Below are 19,887 nucleotides of genomic sequence, written 5' to 3'. Positions count from 1 at the left end.
TAAAAAATCCCCGTACTTGCGTACGAGGATTTTTGTATTTTGATAAGATGGGAAATTACCTTCTTCTCTTCTCTTTGATCTTAGCTTTCTTACCAGTAAGTTCGCGGAAGTAGAATATACGTGCCCTTCTAACTTTACCATGTTGGTTAACTTCAATTTTTTGAAGAGCCGGCATGTTTAGAGGGAAGATACGCTCTACACCTACAGCGCCAGACATTTTACGGATGGTAAAAGTTTGAGTGATACCTGCACCCCTCTTCTGGATAACTACACCCTTGAAGAACTGAGTCCTGGTTTTTTCACCTTCTTTAATTTCGTAGTACACAGTGATAGTATCACCGGCGTTAAATTCAGGGAAGTCTTTTTTTGTAACGAACTCGTCCTGAACGAATTTTAATAAATCAGACATGATTTGTTTAATTTAATTTGTTTAATCAGGGCAACGTATTCACGATTATCGCCAGAGGTTGGCCCGAATGAGGGTGCAAATATAAATCTATTTTTTTAAATGCAAAACGAATTTTTAAAGTTTTAAAGGGTTGATTAGCAAACCTGTTTGGTAAAGGAATACGCATTAGTTTAGAGTATTTTCTCAAATCCCATTCTTATGCCGCCTCTCATTATAACTTCGCCACAATGCACGTAGCCAAAGTTATGTAACAGTGCCAGCATACCCGCGTTGTCAAAGTTGGTATCTACTTTCACACTGTTTATATTTTTGCTTTTAGCAAACTCCTCAATGTATAAAAGCATTTCTTTGGCCACCCCTTTGCCCAGGTATGCTTCTGAAACCGCTACCCGGTGGTATACCACAAAATCGTTGTTGGTAAGCCATGCACCGTCTATGTGTTCATAAGCAGGTTCATTATTCACCATAATAGCGCAGTATCCGGCTATATTATCGCCGTCTGTAAGTACGTAACCATATCTGTTTTGTATATCTGTTGTTACAACTTCAGGGTTTGGGTAGCCATCTTGCCACTGCGTGCTGCCATCGGCTTTTCGCCTTGCTATCGCCTGCTCTAATATTTGCCAAATTTTATCTGCGTCTGATTCTGTTGCCGACCTAAATTTATAGTTCATGGATTGTGTTTGGTAATTTTAAGCATAAAGGTACATAAAAAAACGCCCCCGTTTCCGGAGGCGTTAGGTATTATTTGGGTTTGCTTACCCTTTATCTATAGAGCCCAGTACGCGTTGCATAAAACTGTTCAGTGCGTCTTTTTTGCTCATGCCGTCTTTTACCAGCTTGTTTACCTCAAGCGCACCATACATGTTAGATATGAGTTCACCTATTACATCAAGCTCCTCATCTTTTAAAGAGGGCACTTCGGTAAGCGCTTCTAAAACTTCCACGGCCTCTATAACATAGTCCTGGTCGTTTTGCTCTATAAACTCCGTAAGTTGCTTAATTACCGGTAACTTCATTTACAAGATCTGTTAAGATTTCTACTTTGTTTGTTTGCACCTGGCTTACCAGTTGGCCGCCTTTAAAGGTGGCAAATGTAGGCAGGTTGTCTACCTTGGCCAGTTTGCGCGACTCCGGAAAGTTTTCAGCATCTGCAAGTACAAAAGTTATGTTTTCATGATCGCCGGCAAGTTTCTTAAACTTAGGCTTCATAATCCTGCAGTTACCGCACCATCCGGCCGAGTACTGTACTACAACTACCGGTTCGGCCGCTACAATTTCGGCAAGGTTATCTTTATTTAGTTCCTGTAACATGATGGATATACGTTTAGTTTAAAAACAAAAATTAGTTTTGGCTTAGGTAAGAGGCTACACCATCGCGGTCTGCAGTCATGGCTTCTTTACCTTCTTCCCAGTTTGCAGGACATACTTCACCTTTAGTTTGTACGTGTGTATAAGCGTCTATAAGGCGTAGGTATTCGTTAACGTTACGGCCAAGCGGCATATCGTTTACGCTTTCGTGGAATACTTTACCGTCTTCGTCTACCAGGTAAGTAGCGCGGAATGTAACGTTGCTGCCTGTAAGGATAACAGTGTCTGTTTCGTCGTTGTACTCGCTTGATTCTATGTCAAGAATACCAAGGATGTTAGATAGGTTCCTGTTAGTATCTGCAAGGATAGGGTAGGTAACACCTTCTATACCACCGTTGTCTTTAGCGGTGTTTAACCACGCAAAGTGTACTTCGTTAGTATCGCAAGAAGCACCTATAACTACAGTGTTCCTTTTTTCAAACTCGCCAAGGGCAGCCTGGAAAGCATGTAGCTCAGTAGGGCATACGAAAGTGAAATCTTTAGGGTACCAGAAAAGAAGTACTTTTTTCTTCTCGTTTACTGCTTTTTCAAAAACGTTGATAGATAGGTAGTCGCCCATGTGGTCTATAGCGTCTACTGCAATGTTTGGGAATTTTTTTCCTACTAATGCCATAGTTTGTTTATTTAAAGAATTTAATAATCGGTTTAAATTTCTAGTGCAAAATTACGTGCAAAAATTACTTTTTTGCTATGATAAGTATCATATTTCTTTATTAGAAAATAGAGAAAACCTATATAACTATAAATTACAAATTATTCAATAAATATACAAACCCGCTTCGTTTTTATATTAAGTTTTCTATATTTGTTTGTTATACCAATATTTTTTACACAAATGGCATTAAAAGACCTTTTTCGTACCAAACCTATCAGTAAAATTTTGCAGCAGGGAGGCGATGGAGAACACAGCGGAGGCCTGCACAAGGTGCTAACTGTTAAAGATCTTACATTTTTTGGAGTAGCAGCTATTATAGGTGGGGGTACATTTAGTGCTATTGGCAATGCTTGCTTTTCGGGTGGGCCGGGGGTTATTTTACTTTACATTATTTGTGCTGTGGCATGTGGCTTTACAGCAATGTGCTATGCCGAATTTGCCAGTCGGGTTCCCGTTTCGGGCAGCGCGTATACTTACGCTTACGTATCGTTTGGCGAGCTTTTCGCCTGGATTATTGGTTGGGCACTTATCATGGAATATTCTATCGGTAATATTTATATTGCCTTTTCGTGGAGCGGGTATTTTACTAACCTGCTCGAAAGTTTCCATATTCATTTACCCGAATGGTTAACCATTAATTATACCGAAGCACATCGTAATTTCCTTGAAAACAAACCGGGTGAAGGATTTACTGCATGGCAAAATGCCCCGATGCTGGGTTCGCTAAAGATTATATTCGACTTGCCGGCGGTAATGATTAATGTACTGATTACATACCTTGTATATCGCGGTACACAGGAGTCTAAAAACCTTAGTAACCTAATGGTGTACATAAAACTGGCCATTATACTGCTGGTTATTGTGGTAGGTTGTTTTTATATAGATATAGATAACTGGACGCCATTTATGCCAAACGGCTTTGGTGGCGTAATGGGAGGGGTTTCGGCAGTATTTTTTGCCTATATAGGGTTTGATGCGGTGTCTACCCTTGCGGAAGAATCTAAAAACCCGCAGCGCGACCTGCCTAAGGGTATGATATACTCACTGGTAATCTGTACTGTACTGTATATAATACTGGCGCTAATACTGACCGGTATGGTGCCTTATGACAAATTGGGCGTTACAGATCCGCTTGCTGAAATTTTTGCACTTAAAGGCGTAAAATGGATGCTATTCATTGTGTCTATTGCTGCAGTGGTGGCCATGACCAGTGTAATGCTGGTATTTCAGTTAGGACAGCCGCGTATATGGATGACCATGAGCCGTGATGGTTTGATGCCTAAAAAATTCTCTGTAATCCATCCTAAATTTAAAACTCCTGGTTTTGCTACCATAGTTACGGGGTTTGTGGTAGGCTTACCAATCTTTTTTACCGATGAAACTTTTGTGCTTGATTTTACCAGTATAGGAACATTGTTTGCCTTTGTACTGGTGTGTGGTGGTGTGCTTATGCTTAGCCCGCACAGCGAAGCTGAAAGCGCAGAAAATAAAGCCAAGGGCAAGTTTAAAATACCGTATATCAACGCTAAGTTTATTTTCCCATTACTAGTTGTAGGTGCGGCGGCTGTGGTGCATTATGTGTTCCCCGGCTTTTTTGCCCAAACCTTCAACTTCTCAGAGAATATAACAGGCAACGTAACTATGATTGTGTTCTTTGCACTTTGTGTAGTTATGGCCATTTTGTCTTTCCTTAAAAACCTATCGCTTATACCTGTACTGGGTTTAGTTTCGTGTTGCTATTTGCTTACCGGAATGTCTTTAAACAACTGGGCATGGTTTGGCTTATGGCTGGTTTTAGGGCTGTTATTCTATTTTGCTTACGGAAGGAAACATAGTAAACTAAGCGTAAAGGCATAAAATTTAGCTAAAGCATATACTGTAAGTACTTATATTAAATAACTTTAGTGTAAAAAGTACTTATGAAAACTGTTACAACTACGACCGTTGCACAAAATACAGCCCGCATAGCCCTGGGATCCATGCTTGTTTTTGCAGGCGTAAGCCACCTTACTTTTGCGCGCGTTGATTTTCAGGATCAGGTGCCCGACTGGGTGCCTGTAAGTAAAGATACCACTGTGCTTCTTTCCGGAGTTGCCGAAATAGCGCTGGGTACCGCTTTATTGCTGGCTAAAAATAAGAAACTAGTAACAGGTATTGTAGCTGCGGCATTCTTCGCTGCGGTATTTCCAGGTAATATTTCGCAATACAAAAACCATCGAAGTGCTTTTGGCCTTGATACCGACGAGAAAAGGCTCATCCGCCTGTTTTTTCAGCCTGTGCTGATTGGTTGGGCACTTTGGAGTTGCGGTGTATTTCAGCAAAATAAAAAACAGAAAGCCTAAGCTTCCTGTTCTATAAGTTTATTGGTGCGGCGTATGGCTTCTTCTGCTTTGTAATCCAGCCACGCCTGTCCTTTTCGTTTACGCATCCAGTTATCGTAAATCCTGTTAAACGTTACATTTGCCAGACCTTTTAAAAGATTTGATGGCCGTCCGGCAAGGGAGCGCAGGCTTAGTGAGAACCCCGGGGTTTCGTACTTCATGTAATGCCACCAACCTTCAGGCATATACAACATTTCACCATGTTCTAAATGTGTAATATAAGGCCTTACCTTTTTTAAAGCCGGAAACTTCTCGAAGTCCGGTTTGTCAAAGTCAATATCTTCGTTACATATCCAGGAATAGGGTAGGCGATACATATATTTAGTGTCTTGCGGGCTTACCAGTACGCATTGTTTACGTCCCTGAAAGTGAATGTGCAGAATGTTTGGGAAGTCAATGTCATAATGCATAAATACCTTAGCGCCCTCACCACCAAAAAATACCAGGGGTAAGCTTTTTATAAGCCTTAGCCCGAGTTTAGGCCAACGTATGTCTGCTTTCATAGCAGGTACTTCTTTCAGTAAATTAAATAGAAAGATACGGAGCTGTGTAGGGCCTTTCTCCAGAATATTAATGTATTCTGTCATGGTCATGGTAAAATCAGGTTCGTTCACCTTTTTGGTATAGTCGGTTTTCCGATTATCATATAAAGGCACCATTTTATCTCCAGCCACTTTTTTAAGGAAGGCAAAGTTCCATTTCTCAAATGCCGGCCAGTCTTCCAGCTGCCTTGTTATTACTACCGGTTTTTGTGGTTTGTAGTAGTTTTCAATAAACTCTTTTTCCGTGAGTTTTTCCACCCGTTCAATTTCTCTAAATTCAAAATTCATGATGCGTGGTTTCGTGTGTAGTTTCTTACTACGAAAGTATCGAAAAAACGTACAAAGGCAGTGTTAAAATTGCGATTTTTTAAAAGGGTGCTATACCTAAGGGTAGTGCATAAAAAAAACTGTTCGGCAAACAGATTGCTGTTTACAGAACAGTTTTAAATATGTGGTTATGTGCGTTGAGGGAAACGGACTAATTACTGAAAAATAGACAGTATCTCCTTTTTAGCTTTGCCCAGTTTCTGCTCAAGGCGTCCCCACATTTCATCGTCTTTACCTTCTTCGTATGTTAAATCGTCGTCGGTAAGTTCGGCATATTTTTGTTTAAGCTTCCCTTTTAGCTCATCCCAGTGTCCTTTTATTTCTGTTGAATTTGGCATAACTTTTTTCTGATTAGGTTATTTTGATATTGTAAAATTACCTTTCCTAATCTTAAAATACAGCCAAGGGATTGATAAAGAGTTGCTAAAGTTTACTTGCTTAATCTATGTAATGTATACGTCATTGCAGTAAGTAAAAAGAAAGCTACAACCTGGTGGGTAAGCCCCAGCCATAGCGGCACCCTAAACAGCAGGGTAAGTACACCAAGGGTAAATTGCAGGAATACTATAATGACCAAGGCATTTAGTCCTTGCTTCTGCTGTGCGTCTACACCCAGTTTTTTTCCTTTAAAGTACAGCGCTAATATAAGGGCTACTACTACGTACGCCATAGTACGGTGTACAAACTGAACCCCGCTTTGGCCTTCGGTAAGGTTTTGTAACAATGTAGGGCGCTCTATAAATACACTGTCGTGTATAAGTTGGCCATCGCTCATAAGCGGCCAGGTGTTGTGAACAAGCCCTGCATTAAGCCCTGCAACAAAACCACCGTAAACAATTTGTATCAGTAAAACTATCAGCGCTATCCTGGCCCACTTGCGCAGTACAGGCACCGGGGCTTTTCTTTCCGGGTAAATTAAATCCAACGCTACCCACAGCGTGTACGCAAAGGTAAGGAAAGCAAAGGTAAGGTGCAGCGATAGCCTGAAGTGGCTTACGTCCGGATCGTCAATCAAGCCGCTTTTTACCATAAACCACCCAAAGAAACCCTGTAATGCACCCATGCCCAGTAGCACAAAACATTTTTTTAAAGTAGATGGGGCTATGCGGTTTTTTAAAAGGAAATATATAAACGGTATAATAAATACCATACCTATAACACGGCCGATAAGGCGGTGGAACCATTCCCAAAAATAGATGTATTTATAATCATCCAGCGTAAAATTATTATGGATGTTTATCTTTTGATACTCAGGAAACTTTTTATATTCCTCAAAAGCGTGTTGCCATTTTTCCTCACTTAGCGGAGGAAATGTATCTGTAACCAAATGCCAGTCGGTCATACTAAGGCCGCTGTTTGTAAGGCGGGTTATACCGCCAACCACCACCATTATAAACACCAGTACACAGCCTGACAGTAACCAGATGATGACTCCTTTATCGCGTTTCATAACTGTTTAAGAATTTACTTTCGTTAAGCCCATTTTAGTGGCTTTTTCCATCATATAAGAATAAGCCGATTCGTATTCATTGGGTATTTCGCCTTCCAATATTGCTTCTTTTATGGCTTCTTTAAGCACCCCGATTTCGCGGGAAGGCTTCAGGTTAAAAATTTCCATAATCTGCTCACCGGTAATCGGTGGCTGAAAATTACGCACATGGTCGCGCTCTTCCACTTCAACAATTTTCTGACGTACAATTTTAAAGTTGTTATGGTATTTTTTAAACTTATTAGGGTTTTTTGTGGTAATGTCTGCCTCGCAAAGCGTCATTAGGCTGTCTATGTCTTCGCCTGCATCAAATACAAGCCTGCGCACTGCACTGTCTGTAACAATATCTTGCGCTAGTACAATAGGGCGGGAGCTCAGCATCACCATTTTCGAAACAAATTTCATTTTATGGTTTAGCGGCATGTGCAGGCGTTCAAAAAGTTTTTTTACCATTTTGCCTCCTACAAACTCATGCCCGTGAAACGTCCAGCCTTGTTTTTTTACAAAACGCTTGGTAGGCGCTTTACCTATATCGTGTAGTAATGCCGCCCAGCGTAGCCATACATCTTCGGTGTTACGGCTTATATTGTCTACCACTTCCAGGGTATGGTAAAAGTTGTCTTTATGCGTTTGCCCTTCTACCTCCTCTACACCTTTCAGCGCGGTAAGCTCAGGCAAAATTATATCCAGCAGCCCTGTGTCGTAGAGCAACTTAAAACCTACAGAAGGCACCGGAGCCGATAAAATTTTATTCAGCTCATCCGTAATGCGTTCGCCGGTAATAATTTTTATGCGTTCTTTATTTCGGGTAATCGCTTTAAGTGATTCTTCTTCAATAGTAAAGTTGAGTTGCGTTGCAAAACGTATGGCACGCATCATACGCAATGGGTCATCACTATACGTAATATCCGGATCCAGAGGAGTACGGATTATTTTGTTTGCCAAATCCTTAACGCCGTTAAAAGGGTCTACCAGTGTACCGAAATCGTCTTTAGATAAAGACAATGCAAGGGCATTTATTGTAAAGTCGCGGCGGTTTTGGTCGTCTTCCAGTGTGCCGGTTTCCACAATAGGGTTACGGCTGTCTGCGCGGTAACTTTCTTTGCGTGCACCTACAAATTCTACATCTATCTCTTCATACTTAAGCATGGCGGTGCCGTAGGTTTTAAAAACCTGAACTTTTGGCTTACCTTTAATAAGGCCCGATACTGCTTTTGCAAGTTCTATACCGCTGCCCACAGCCACAATATCAATGTCTTTTTTAAGGCCTCGTTGTAGCAGGTAGTCGCGCACAAAGCCACCTATAACGTAGCTTTTTACATTAAGCGACGCAGCCGCCTGGGCTGTGATTTCAAAAATAGTATTTGTAAGGGCTTCTTGGTATGAAGTATTGTTTTCCATTTAAGGGCGTATCACTTTAACCGTCATGTCATTACCTAGCTTTATAATTGCTGATGGTTTGGCGGCAACTTTTTCTCGGTGCAAATTTACTACATAGTCTACGCCGTCCAAAATATGATGGTCGATTTCTTTAAATTGAGTAGGTGTGGGCATACCACTTATATTAGCCGATGTAGAAACTAACGGACGTTTCATGCGCTCCATTAGTTTATAGCAAAACGGTTCTTTTACTATACGCACCCCTAGTGTATTGTCTGGTGCTATAATATTATCTGCCACATTCTTAGGATTGTCAAGCACAAGTGTAGTGGGTTTTTCGCTTAAATCCAGTATTTGCCATGCAGTTTCCGGTACGTCTTTAAAAACACTCCACATCATGCGGTCTCCGTTAACCAGCACAATCATGCTTTTAGTTTCTTCGCGCTGCTTTAGCGCATATATTTTTTTAATGGCTTCGGTATTAGTAGCATCACAGCCAATTCCCCATACGGTATCTGTAGGGTAAAGGATAATTCCTCCGGCCTTTATGGCTTCGTAAGCGTTATGCACTTCCTGGTTAACCAGTTCCTGCTCGCTCATGTTCATTCTGTCTAATGGATGCATAGCATTACAATTTATAACGCAAATTTACTTCTTTTTAAAAAGGGAAAAACCCCAACCGAAGTTTTGAGCACCTTATTTAAATTCATTCAAAGTTACGGTAATGGTTTTTAGCTCATCTTCCGTTAACACCGGGCTTATGGGCAGGCTCAGCACTTCGTTGTGAATTTGTTCGGTAATTGGTAAATTAAGGTGGCTGTATTCGGCATAGGCCTCTTGTTTATGTACGGGGATAGGGTAGTGTATAAGCGTTTGAATCCCCCGTTGATTTAGATATTTCTGTAGTCGATCTCGTTGATTGGTCCGGATTACAAAAACGTGCCACACATGTTCTTCATCCTTATCAGGAACCTGTGGCAGAATAATCTGTGGATTTTTTATGTTATTGATATAGTAGTGTGCTATGTGCCTTCTTATATCATTTTCCTTGTCAAGATATTTCAGTTTTTCATCGAGTACAGCGGCTTGTATTTCGTCCAGGCGTGAGTTAAGTCCCTTATAGCGGTTTACATATTTCTGCTGGCTACCGTAGTTGGCTACCGCCCGTATGGCAGCAGCTAAGTGATCGTTGTTAGTACACACGGCACCACCATCGCCTAATGCGCCCAGATTTTTACCCGGGTAAAAGCTAAAACCCGCGGCATCGCCTAGGTTACCTGTTTTAAGGCCGTTGTAAGTAGCGCCAATGGCCTGTGCATTGTCTTCAATGATTTTTAAATTGTGTTTTTGTGCAATGCCAGCTAAATCGCTGCCGTACACGGCACGCCCGTAAAGGTGTACCAGCATTATGGCTTTAGTTTTAGGGGTAATTGCCTGCTCTATCTTGCTGAGGTCTATGTTTAGTGTAGTTTCACTTGGCTCTACAAACACAGGTACAAGGTTATTATCAGTTATGGCGAGTACACTGGCTATGTAAGTGTTTGCCGGCACTACAACTTCATCCCCGGGGCTTAACACCCCAAGTTCCATATACCCCCGAAAGATGAGTCGCAGGGCATCGAGCCCATTAGCCACGCCAATAGCGTGCTTACAACCAATATAGCTTTGAAGGTTTTTTTCAAAATTTTTTACTTCCTCGCCTAAAAGGTACCAGCCGCTCCTGAATGTTTTCAGCAGGCGCGCTTCCAGTGCTTCCTGGTGCAGCAGGTTAATTTTTTGTATGTCGAGGAATTTTATCATTGGGTTTAAATGTCGGTTATTTTGTAGCCTCCCATTTCTTTAATGCGAAGCTTGTTATGGTATACGTACAGGTTTATTATTCTCTCTGAAATATAGCCAAACACTCTGCCCTGAACGGGATCTGAAGGTACTTCAATACGTTTTTCAAGTTCAAACAATATGCTAAACAGCCACTGGTTGTATTCGTTCCAAATCTTTTTTGTGGTAACAATCATATTACCCATATGAAACTTTTTACCCTCGTCCAGGTATTGGGTAATACTGTTGCTGTACTCAGGGTAAAGCTCCTTAATGATGTTAAGGGTTTCGTCCCAGTCTGATTTTCGGTGCCCTCCCTGTTCGTTGTAGTACGATTCCGAAAGCCCGTTTTCAAGATTGTAAGCCCTAAGCATTATGGCGTCATGCGACTTAAATATAGCGGCTATTTTTTCGTCGGTTTTTTCAGGCGAGGCTTTGCAGATAGCAGTTTGCTTAAATTCTTCGGCAGTAACCGGTTTTTGGCGCGACGGCTTTAAGTTAAACAACGGATTAAAAAAATTAAAGTACCTGCGGTAGTGGCATATACCTACATAGTCTGCATCGGCAATATGCTTGCTAATCCAGTATGTTGCTGTAAGCTCGCAAAAGCTGCTGTTTTTGTCCGCTATATTATCACTGCTGTTATCGCGTGTAATACCTGTGTATATATCGTCCCGGCTGCCCACCTGTATAGGTATGTACAAGTCGTTTGCCAGTGGGGGTACAGCCTTGTGGGTAACTACAAATATTTTAGTCTTCATTCTCTTTAAATTCTCGTTTAACGGCTGTTAGCGCAGCGGCAATAATCTGGTGCATATCATAATACTTGTACTCCGCAAGCCTTCCTCCAAATATAGTAGAGGCATTTTCCTTTTTCAATTGGGCGTATTGATTGTAAATTTCCTGGTTCTCCGGGTTATTCACCGGGTAATAAGCCTCTTTTTCGGGCGTCCAGTTTTCAGGATATTCGCGGGTTATTACAGTGGCCGGCTGCTTGCCAAATTCAAAATGTTTATGCTCAATAATACGTGTATACGGCACCTCGAGGTCGTTGTAATTTACTACAGCATTACCCTGATAATTGTCGGTATTGAGTATTTCGTTTTCAAAACGCAGTGAACGGTATTCAAGCCTGCCGAAACGGTAATCAAAGTACTCGTCTACTTTACCGGTAAATACGACCTTCGCTGCCTGGTCTTCCCAGTAGGCGCGGTTTTCAAAAAAGTCTACCTCTGTTTTGTAATCTACGCCCTGCATGAGGCCGTCTATGATTTTGTTGTAACCTCCTTCAGGTATGCCCTGGTAGGTGTCGTTAAAATAATTATTGTCGTAAGTAAAGCGTACGGGTAGCCTTTTTATAATAAATGCAGGCAGTTGCTTTGGGTCTTGCCCCCATTGCTTTTGCGTGTATTCTTTAATAAGGGTTTCATAAATGTCTTTCCCTACCAGCGAAAGTGCCTGTTCTTCCAGGTTTTGTGGGTATTGCACACCGTATTCGTCTATCTGTGCATTTATTTTTGCCTTAGCCTCTTCGGGGGTTTTTGTTCCCCAAAGCTGGTAAAATGTATTCATGTTAAATGGCAGGTTGTACAACTTACCTTTAGATACAGATACCGGCGAATTACGGTAATGGTTAAACGTGGCAAACTGGTTTACGTAGTCCCATAGCCCTTTGTCATTAGTATGAAAAATATGTGCGCCGTATTTGTGTACGTTAATGCCTTCTATGTTTTCGCAATAAACATTACCTCCTATGTGGTTTCGTTTGTCTATAACCAGGCAGCGTTTGTTCCGCTTGTTGGCTTCGTGGGCAAAAACACAGCCAAAAAGTCCGGCTCCTACGATCAAATAATCATATTTATCTTTCATATAGCGAAATTATTTATAATATCTTAACTTGCAAGCCATTTAAACCAACATTTTTAAAGATGGCTAAAATTCAGGTAGGGTTTCTGGTTTCCTATGATTACAAGCTAATTCAAAACGCATTGCCTCCCATATATGAGGAGAGCGATACCGTTTTTCTGGCAATAGACCGCAACAGGCGTACCTGGAATGGCGAGTATTTTACTATTGAAGAAAGTTTTTTCGAATGGGTAAAAGCATTTGATACTAAGGGCAAGGTGGTAATTTATGAAGATGACTTTTATAAGCCTGAGCTCTCCACTATGGAATGCGAAGTGCGCGAAAGAAAACTCCTTGCCGCGCAAATGGGCCAGGGTAACTGGCTCATTCAGCTTGACTCAGATGAATATATGTACAATTTTAAAAAGTTTACCGACTTTTTAAAAAGCCACAACCATTATTTAAAGTCGCGTAAGCCTATACAAATCTGTGCGTGGAAGGTTAACCTGTATAAATATGTAGATGGCGGCGTACTGTATGTAGATAAACTTGATAAGTTTATGCTTGCTGTAAACCAACCGGCTTACAAAGTGGGCAGGCATTGTAAATGCCGCTCTGTATATACAGACAGCATTGCACTGCACGACTGCCTTTCGCGAGAGCGTAGTGAACTGGTTCAGAAACTGGAAAACTGGGGCCATAACACAGATATAGACAAAGAAGCATTTCTGCACAAGTGGGACACTGTAAATAAATCAAATTACAAGACCATGCAGGGGTTCTTTTACCTGGAGCCCATGAACTGGAAAACTTTAGAGTTTATGCCGGGAGCCAATATCAACGAGCTATTGGTTAATTTTAGAAAAACCAGTAAACTCAGCGTGTCTTCTTTATTCCTGGCCATGAAAAACTTCGGGCAGTGGTTCCGTATGTTATTTAAATAATATTTCTATTCGGTGTAGAGCGCTAAATATTCTTTGGCTGCTTTATCCCACGAAAAATAATTAGCCCTGTCGTATATCTTTTTAAGCTGTGCTTCAGGGTTTTCTTTAAACTGGGTAAGGGTAGTGGTCAGGAAATCATTCATATATTCCGGATCAAAGTTAGTCCAGTAAAACGCTGCATCGCCACCTATTTCCGGTAACGACGTTTTGTCTGAAAGAAATACCGGCTTCCCAAACTTCATAGCTTCAATCGGTGGTAACCCAAACCCTTCGCGGATAGAGGGGAAAACAAATGCCTTACAATTTTTCATATAAAACTGCTTGCCTGTATCATCTACCTTTCCGGTTAGGAATACACGGTTTTCCAGTTTTTTTTCGGCAATATACTGTTTTATGGCATGGCCATATTCCTTATCGTTATTACCTGAAATGATAAGGTTGTACTGCTGGTTAACCTCCATCATTTTTACCAATGCCATAAAATTTTTACGCTCTATAAAATCGCCCAGTGAGTATAAATAAGGCTTGTCTACAGGAGCTTCTGCATTATAATTGCTGGTATCCTGTAGGGTAGATATAGGGTTGCCGTTGTAAATAACTACTTCTTTAACGGCAGGAACATTAAAATATTGGTGCGTTTGCTGCCTGGCAAAATTGCTTATGTAAGTAATAACATCAGCACGCTTTAGTTTTTCTTTAAAAACGCGCTCATTTTTTTTACGGTCTTCACTGCGCCCCTCCTCCATAAAGTTAACGTCGTGTACGGTAACTATATATTTACCCGGATTGAAGAAGGGTTCAACCTTAGTGTTTTGATTAAGGCTGTGCCAAACATCATATTTTTTTTTTATGCGGAATATAGCGTGGCGTTGCAGGCTACTGTATTTATTGTATAAAAAAGCATCGCCAAACTCTGACTTTAGCATCTCCGGATTTTTTAGGTTGAGGTAAATTTCCAGATTATCGGTCTGTAGCTGTGCCATGGCTTTAATTAGCTCATAATTAAACGTGCCAAGGCCACCGGCTCTGTTTTTTAGGTTGTGAGACTCAAGGAATACAGTACGCATTTGTAAAAATTTGGGTAAAAATATCGATAAATATAGCGACTATGGAATGCAATATTTATTTTTGTTGAAAATTTTTTATGCGTTACACCATCAGTCCTGCATTTAACTACTTGCAGGAAGCCTTAAAATCAGCCATTAACGGATTTACTACACAGGGAACCGACTTTGTGATAGGAAGGCGTAATGCTATAAAAATTTTTGAATGTAACGGCATAAACGTAAATGTAAAATCATTTAGGGTGCCAAATGCACTGAATACGATAGTATACCGTTTTTTTAGAAAATCAAAAGCCAGGCGCTCGTATGATCACGCCACTGTTTTGCTTGAAAAAGGGATAGGTACCCCGGCACCCATTGCATATTTTGAAAACGTAACTGCTATTGGGCTGAAGGATAGCTATTATGCCAGTGAACACCTGATGCCAGATCTTACCTTTAGGGAACTGGTAGAAATTCCGGATTATCCTGAACACGAAATTATTTTGCGTCAGTTTACAGCATTTTCTTTCAGGTTGCACCAGGCAGGTATAGAATTTAAAGACCATTCTCCGGGAAACACCCTTATTATTAAAAATGCTCCGGGGCAATATTCGTTTTACCTGGTAGACCTAAACAGGATGAATTTCCATAATGCTATGAGTTTTGACCTTCGCATGGAAAACCTTAAAAGGCTTACCCCTAAGCAGGAAATGGTTGCTGTTATGAGTAGCGAGTATGCTGCGTTATATACAGAAAAAACGGAGCAGGAAATATTTAATACCCTTTGGGGTAAAACGGCCGAATTTCAAAGGAAGTTTTGGAGAAAAAGGGCGTTAAAGCAAAAACTTAAACTTAAATAGCAAGCGCATGAAAGCATCGGTTATAATGAGTACTTACAATGCCGAGGCCTGGCTACAAAAAGTGCTTTGGGGCTTTAGCGTACAGACTGAACAGGATTTTGAAATTATAATTGCTGATGATGGGTCGGGACCTAAAACCGCCGAACTGATTGCCAGCATGAGAAGCGAACTTAAGATGCCTGTAAAGCACGTATGGCACCCGGACAACGGATTCCAGAAGTGTATGATATTAAACCGTGCTATTCTGGCGGCGGAAACAGACTATCTTATCTTTACAGACGGTGACTGTATACCGCGAGCCGATTTTGTGGCTACACATTTAAAATTCCGCAGGCCGAAACATTTTTTGTCGGGCGGGTATTTTAAACTTCCCATGATTACTTCTGAAACGATAACAAAAGAAGATATTATAGCCCAGCGCTGTTTTGATGTACATTGGTTACAGCTAAATGGGCTCAAAGCAGTTAAAAAACTGAAACTCTCAGCTAAGGGCTTTTTGGCAGCACTCTTAAACGCTGCTACACCTACCAAGGCTACCTGGAACGGGCATAATGCATCGTGCTGGAAAGAAGAACTACTTGATATAAACGGCTTTAATCATGAAATGCAGTACGGCGGTGAGGACAGGGAGCTTGGTGAACGCCTTATAAACAATGGGTTAAAGCCGGTTCAAATACGATACAGCGCTATATGCGTGCACCTTGATCATGCGCGAGGGTATGTAAGCGATGCTGTTTGGAAAAAAAATAACGAAATCCGCGAGTACACTAAAAAGCATAAAGTAGTAAAAACACCTACAGGTATTGCACAACTTTAGTTATCCATCAGGTACTGCTTAAGTTTAGGTATTATCAAATCAGGCGTAAAGTGGCTGTACAAATCCATGGCACTATCTTTCATTTCCTTTGGTGGCTTAGATCCGTAAAGTTGTGGTTTAAAATCCTTCAGGTGTACAGACACGTAGTGCTTTCCGTCTTCAAAAGAATTCCATGCCTCCTTATTTATCCATGTTGAAAATACTGTAAAGGTAGGTATGTTTATGGCCTTAGCCATGTTTATAGAACCACCTTCATTACCTATAAGTGCCTTGCAGTGGTACAGTATAGACAAAAAGTCGCGTATACTGCCCGGATTTACATCGGTGCGTATTTTTTTCTGTGTGGTTTCAGCGCACAAACTGTATATTTTATTCGCCTCGTCTTTTTGAGATGGCATATAATTAAAAATCATACACACATCCTCTTTTTGTGCTATAACATCCAGCAGTTGCGCCATGTATTCGTAAGGATAAGTCTTATTGTAAGAACTACCCAAAAGGCTAATCATATAAAGATTTTGTACAGAATCCAGATTATACTGCGCTATGATTTGCCTGCCACTTTCTATTTCTGCCTCAGTCATAAAAATATGCGGCCTTTTTACAGGCTGATATTTTTCATTTAATATGGTAAGCAGCTGTAACCTGTTGTCTATAGCCAGCCCCGCATCAGATACCGGTACGGTAAGCTCCTTAACCGTATCTGTATACAAATAGCTGGTGTAAAACTTATAAAAGCTAATGCGTTTTTTGGCTCCCGAAAAAGAAGTAATAAGGTTACTTTCTACTTTCCCATAGGCATCTATAACTATGTCGTATTTCTGTTTCCTAACCTCAAACAAAAAATTGAGTAAATCTTTTCGGCTTGTACGGTATTTCGGATCATACAAAACAAGATTGTCTATATTAGGGTTGTTTTCTGTAACAGGGCGTGTAAACGGATAAATAGAATAATCTACCGTAGCCGCGGTATACATTTGTTTCAGGTTATTACATATAATGGTGCTGGCTAAAACATCGCCAATCATTTTTTGTTGTATAACCAGTATTTTAGGGTTCTCCTTGTAGTTATACAGATCTTGAAGGTATTTATAACGCATATATACGTGGTAGCCCAGTATAGAGGAAACCTCATAACCGCGCTGCCCGTTTAAAAAACCCAGTTTTAATATGTAATGTTTAAAGAACCTGTAAGCAGGACGAATGGTAAAGTGTAAAAAATTAGGATGCAGGCCTAATTCAAAAAACTCTTTGGCCCGCAGGCGTGAGTACAAAAGACTCTTTTTAAGAAAATCTTCTTTATTTTTAAAGGAGTAGTGCTTAATAGCATGTTTAAGCACCCGGCTTTTACCATTTATGGTCAGCTGTTCGTGTACCAGCTTGTCGCTATACCTGCATTTCGACTTCCTGAAGATACGCGCCGTACGGTCGTCGTTAAAATTACTCATCACCAAAGGCTTGTCCTTGTAGTAAAAAATCCTTTTTACCCAAAAAGCTACCTCGGTTGTTGTAGGTGTTATGGCAGATTTTATTTCTTTGATGCCATCGGGCGTAATGCGCTCGTCGGCATCAAAGAACATAACCCAGTCGTTAGAGGCAAGGTCTATAGTATAATTTCGCTGCGACGAAAAATCATCAAAAACGCGTTGGTAAAAACGCACATGAGGAAACTCATTTTTGATAATCTCCGGCGTAGCGTCGGTACTAAAAGAGTCTACAACAACAATTTCGTCGGCAAACGAAATGTTGTTTAAATACTCTCTTATATTTTGTTCCTCGTTAAAAACAATCGCGAGGGCCGATATCTTTACTTTTTCACCTTCCATCCGCAACTGTTATACTGCAACATCATACTCCCTTAGGGCGTTGTTCAGTGAAGTTTTAAGATCTGTAGATTCTTTTCGTTTACCTATAATAAGTGCACAAGGCACCTGATATTCGCCTGCGGCAAATTTTTTAGTATAGCTTCCGGGGATTACTACACTGCGCGCCGGTACTATACCCTTCATTTCTACAGGTTCATCTCCGGTTACGTCAATAATCTTGGTAGAAGCGGTAAGGCAAACATTAGCGCCAAGTACGGCTTCTTTTTCTACCCGTACACCTTCTACAACTATACAGCGCGAACCTATAAACGCGCCGTCTTCTATAATAACCGGTGCTGCCTGAAGTGGCTCCAGCACTCCGCCTATACCCACACCGCCACTAAGGTGAACGTGTTTGCCTATTTGTGCGCAGCTTCCTACAGTGGCCCAGGTGTCTACCATAGTGCCTTCATCTACATAAGCACCTATGTTTACATAGCTTGGCATAAGTATTACACCCCCCGATATATAAGCGCCATGCCTTGCTACGGCATTAGGTACAACACGTATCCCTTTTTCGGCATAATTACGTTTAAGCGGCATTTTATCATGATATTCAAAAATTCCGGCTTCAAGGGTTTCCATTTTCTGTATCGGGAAATACATTACCACAGCCTTTTTTACCCATTCGTTTACCTGCCATCCATCTGCTGTAGGTTCTGCAACACGCAGTTTGCCCGTGTCCAGTAGTTCTATTACTTCTCTGATTGCATTTGTGGTATTTTCGTTTTGTAACAGGCTCCTGTCTTCCCAGGCCTGTTCTATAAGGGTTTGTAAGTTGTTCATTGTAGTGCTTGTATTTCGGCAAATATACTAAAGTCGGCATATAAAACAGAGGTTTGCGGTAAATATCACTTTTTATACTCCCAATTTTACTATTCTGCATTTTAGCCGTACCTTAATACCTATAATATATAAGAGTATGAAAGATAATTTTTCTGCGCAGGCAAATGACTACGCCAGGTTCCGGCCGCATTACCCGGCGGAAATGATACAATATATAATGAGTAATGTTTCACAACACCAAAATGCGCTGGATGTAGCAACAGGAAACGGCCAGGTGGCTGCGGCGCTTTCTCCGTATTTTAAAGAAGTGTACGCAGTAGATATAAGCGAACAGCAGTTGGCCAACGCCACACAGTTATATAATGTGCACTATAAGATGGCAAGTGCAGAAGATTTAGGGTTTAAGGATAATACCTTTGATCTTATAACCGTGGCACAGGCTATTCACTGGTTTGATTTTAATGCGTTTTATAAAGAAGTAAACCGGCTTTTAAATAGTAATGGTGTTTTTGCTGTGTTAGGTTATGGGTTATTTTCGGCGGGTTTTAAGGCCGATAAGGTGCTTTATCATCTATACAGAGAGATTTTGGGAACCTACTGGGATGAGGAAAGAAGGTATTTGGATGAGAATTACAGTACAATTCCATTCCCATTTGCCGAAATTGTATCACAAAAGTTTGAAAATCGCTTTAGTTGGAACGTTGAGCAGCTACTGGGGTACTTAAATACGTGGTCTGCGGTACAGCATTACATAAATAAAAACGGTATAAATCCTGTAGATTTGGTTAAAACAGAGCTCCAAACTATATGGGGCAGGGGAGAAAAGGAGGTAGTTTTTCCGCTTTTACTAAGGGTAGGGCGTAAAGTGTAATTTTTTTTCCATTTTTTTCATCTGCTAACTCTTGTTGTTTTAGTGTGTTACCGATTTGTGTTACCGAATGATTAAAAAAACCTTGATTTAGTAGTTGTTTAAGTGTAAAAGAGTGGTATCTTTGCACCCGCAACAGAGAAGTTAGCGAGGTTCATAGAAAACTTGATGAGATTTTGAAAGAGGTTTTTCTCTTATGTAATAAGATGAATACACGTTGAAAAGCGGCCTTGAAAAAAAGTTTCAAAAAGATTAGGATGTAACGAAAAGTTTATTACTTTTGCACCCGCAACTACGGCGACGTTCATTTGAAAACATGGAAGCAGGATTTTAGCGTTTAACTCTTTATAATGAGGAGGGGAACGAAAAAAAACTTCAGAAAAAAAGCTTAAAAAAGTTTTGAATTAAAAGGAAAAAGGTTTTACCTTTGCCCTCCCGAACTGCGAGGTTCGGTGGGTAATGAGAGGCGGATACGGCTTTAAAA

22 protein-coding genes are annotated in these 19,887 nt (G+C 40.8%); 6 read left to right on the top strand and 16 right to left on the bottom strand.

Annotated features, from left to right (window positions below; genetic code table 11):
• Positions 1–55: 55 nt before the first annotated feature.
• From rplS to ACLI08_RS10385, 5 genes are all read right to left on the bottom strand, one after another.
• Positions 56–409 carry a 50S ribosomal protein L19 gene (gene rplS / locus ACLI08_RS10405; RefSeq protein ID WP_411428426.1) on the bottom strand — a complete coding sequence of 118 codons (354 nt, stop codon included), beginning with the start codon at positions 407–409 and terminating at the stop codon, positions 56–58.
• Between the two features lie 170 nt (positions 410–579).
• Positions 580–1,083, bottom strand: coding sequence for an N-acetyltransferase family protein (locus ACLI08_RS10400; RefSeq protein WP_411428425.1), 504 nt, complete (start codon positions 1,081–1,083; stop codon positions 580–582).
• Positions 1,084–1,167: 84 nt separating this feature from the next.
• On the bottom strand, positions 1,168–1,428 hold the full coding sequence (locus tag ACLI08_RS10395; protein WP_411428424.1) for a DUF6952 family protein: 261 nt from the start codon (positions 1,426–1,428) through the stop codon (positions 1,168–1,170).
• A complete protein-coding gene (locus ACLI08_RS10390) occupies positions 1,409–1,723 on the bottom strand; it encodes a thioredoxin family protein (RefSeq protein ID WP_411428423.1) in 315 nt (104 codons plus the stop codon). Before ACLI08_RS10390 ends, ACLI08_RS10395 begins: the two co-directional genes overlap by 20 nt.
• 31 nt (positions 1,724–1,754) lie before the next feature.
• The gene (locus ACLI08_RS10385; protein WP_411428422.1) at positions 1,755–2,393 is read right to left on the bottom strand and encodes a peroxiredoxin; all 639 of its coding nucleotides are present in this window, start codon (positions 2,391–2,393) and stop codon (positions 1,755–1,757) included.
• A gap of 222 nt (positions 2,394–2,615) precedes the next feature.
• Between ACLI08_RS10385 and ACLI08_RS10380 the strand changes: the two genes are divergently transcribed.
• Together ACLI08_RS10380 and ACLI08_RS10375 are read left to right on the top strand one after the other, a co-directional pair.
• Complete coding sequence (locus ACLI08_RS10380; protein ID WP_411428421.1) at positions 2,616–4,292, top strand: amino acid permease; 1,677 nt, start codon at positions 2,616–2,618, stop codon at positions 4,290–4,292.
• A gap of 62 nt (positions 4,293–4,354) precedes the next feature.
• On the top strand, positions 4,355–4,777 hold the full coding sequence (locus tag ACLI08_RS10375) for a hypothetical protein (protein WP_411428420.1): 423 nt from the start codon (positions 4,355–4,357) through the stop codon (positions 4,775–4,777).
• Here ACLI08_RS10375 and ACLI08_RS10370 read toward each other — a convergent pair.
• The 8 genes from ACLI08_RS10370 to glf all read right to left on the bottom strand — a co-directional run bounded on the left by ACLI08_RS10370 (position 4,774) and on the right by glf (position 12,241).
• Positions 4,774–5,646, bottom strand: coding sequence for a cupin-like domain-containing protein (locus tag ACLI08_RS10370; RefSeq protein ID WP_411428419.1), 873 nt, complete (start codon positions 5,644–5,646; stop codon positions 4,774–4,776). The genes ACLI08_RS10375 and ACLI08_RS10370 overlap by 4 nt on opposite strands.
• A 194-nt stretch (positions 5,647–5,840) precedes the next feature.
• Positions 5,841–6,023 (bottom strand): CsbD family protein, encoded by a 183-nt coding sequence (locus ACLI08_RS10365; RefSeq protein ID WP_411409640.1) that lies wholly within the window; start codon positions 6,021–6,023, stop codon positions 5,841–5,843.
• A gap of 92 nt (positions 6,024–6,115) precedes the next feature.
• Positions 6,116–7,135 (bottom strand): COX15/CtaA family protein, encoded by a 1,020-nt coding sequence (locus tag ACLI08_RS10360; protein ID WP_411428418.1) that lies wholly within the window; start codon positions 7,133–7,135, stop codon positions 6,116–6,118.
• 6 nt (positions 7,136–7,141) lie between these two features.
• The gene (locus tag ACLI08_RS10355) at positions 7,142–8,575 is read right to left on the bottom strand and encodes a CCA tRNA nucleotidyltransferase (RefSeq protein ID WP_411428417.1); all 1,434 of its coding nucleotides are present in this window, start codon (positions 8,573–8,575) and stop codon (positions 7,142–7,144) included.
• Positions 8,576–9,178 (bottom strand): L-threonylcarbamoyladenylate synthase, encoded by a 603-nt coding sequence (locus ACLI08_RS10350; protein WP_411428416.1) that lies wholly within the window; start codon positions 9,176–9,178, stop codon positions 8,576–8,578.
• Between the two features lie 72 nt (positions 9,179–9,250).
• A complete protein-coding gene (locus ACLI08_RS10345) occupies positions 9,251–10,354 on the bottom strand; it encodes a DegT/DnrJ/EryC1/StrS family aminotransferase (protein ID WP_411428415.1) in 1,104 nt (367 codons plus the stop codon).
• Positions 10,355–10,359: 5 nt separating this feature from the next.
• Positions 10,360–11,133 (bottom strand): DUF4422 domain-containing protein, encoded by a 774-nt coding sequence (locus tag ACLI08_RS10340; protein ID WP_411428414.1) that lies wholly within the window; start codon positions 11,131–11,133, stop codon positions 10,360–10,362.
• Positions 11,123–12,241 (bottom strand): UDP-galactopyranose mutase, encoded by a 1,119-nt coding sequence (glf, locus tag ACLI08_RS10335; protein WP_411428413.1) that lies wholly within the window; start codon positions 12,239–12,241, stop codon positions 11,123–11,125. Before glf ends, ACLI08_RS10340 begins: the two co-directional genes overlap by 11 nt.
• 59 nt (positions 12,242–12,300) lie before the next feature.
• Between glf and ACLI08_RS10330 the strand changes: the two genes are divergently transcribed.
• Positions 12,301–13,161 (top strand): hypothetical protein, encoded by an 861-nt coding sequence (locus ACLI08_RS10330; protein WP_411428412.1) that lies wholly within the window; start codon positions 12,301–12,303, stop codon positions 13,159–13,161.
• A gap of 5 nt (positions 13,162–13,166) precedes the next feature.
• Here ACLI08_RS10330 and ACLI08_RS10325 read toward each other — a convergent pair whose 3' ends face one another.
• The gene (locus tag ACLI08_RS10325; protein WP_411428411.1) at positions 13,167–14,228 is read right to left on the bottom strand and encodes a glycosyltransferase family 4 protein; all 1,062 of its coding nucleotides are present in this window, start codon (positions 14,226–14,228) and stop codon (positions 13,167–13,169) included.
• Positions 14,229–14,305: 77 nt separating this feature from the next.
• Here ACLI08_RS10325 and ACLI08_RS10320 point away from each other — a divergent pair, with 77 nt between their 5' ends.
• Positions 14,306–15,067 (top strand): Kdo domain containing protein, encoded by a 762-nt coding sequence (locus ACLI08_RS10320; protein ID WP_411428410.1) that lies wholly within the window; start codon positions 14,306–14,308, stop codon positions 15,065–15,067.
• Positions 15,068–15,074: 7 nt separating this feature from the next.
• A complete protein-coding gene (locus ACLI08_RS10315; RefSeq protein ID WP_411428409.1) occupies positions 15,075–15,884 on the top strand; it encodes a glycosyltransferase family 2 protein in 810 nt (269 codons plus the stop codon).
• Here ACLI08_RS10315 and ACLI08_RS10310 read toward each other — a convergent pair.
• Together ACLI08_RS10310 and ACLI08_RS10305 are read right to left on the bottom strand one after the other, a co-directional pair.
• Positions 15,881–17,710, bottom strand: coding sequence for a glycosyltransferase (locus ACLI08_RS10310; protein ID WP_411428408.1), 1,830 nt, complete (start codon positions 17,708–17,710; stop codon positions 15,881–15,883). The genes ACLI08_RS10315 and ACLI08_RS10310 overlap by 4 nt on opposite strands.
• Before the next feature lie 9 nt (positions 17,711–17,719).
• Complete coding sequence (locus ACLI08_RS10305) at positions 17,720–18,535, bottom strand: 2,3,4,5-tetrahydropyridine-2,6-dicarboxylate N-succinyltransferase (RefSeq protein WP_411428407.1); 816 nt, start codon at positions 18,533–18,535, stop codon at positions 17,720–17,722.
• Positions 18,536–18,671: 136 nt separating this feature from the next.
• On the opposite strand from ACLI08_RS10305, the gene ACLI08_RS10300 reads away from it, so the two are divergent.
• Entirely contained in the window at positions 18,672–19,406 is a 735-nt protein-coding gene (locus ACLI08_RS10300) for a class I SAM-dependent methyltransferase (protein WP_411428406.1), read from the top strand.
• Positions 19,407–19,887: the final 481 nt, after the last annotated feature.

Origin of the sequence: Flavobacterium sp. RNTU_13, from assembly GCF_046614455.1 — a bacterium.
Lineage (GTDB): Bacteria > Bacteroidota > Bacteroidia > Flavobacteriales > Flavobacteriaceae > Flavobacterium.
This window is presented reverse-complemented; position numbering and strand designations above follow the sequence as displayed.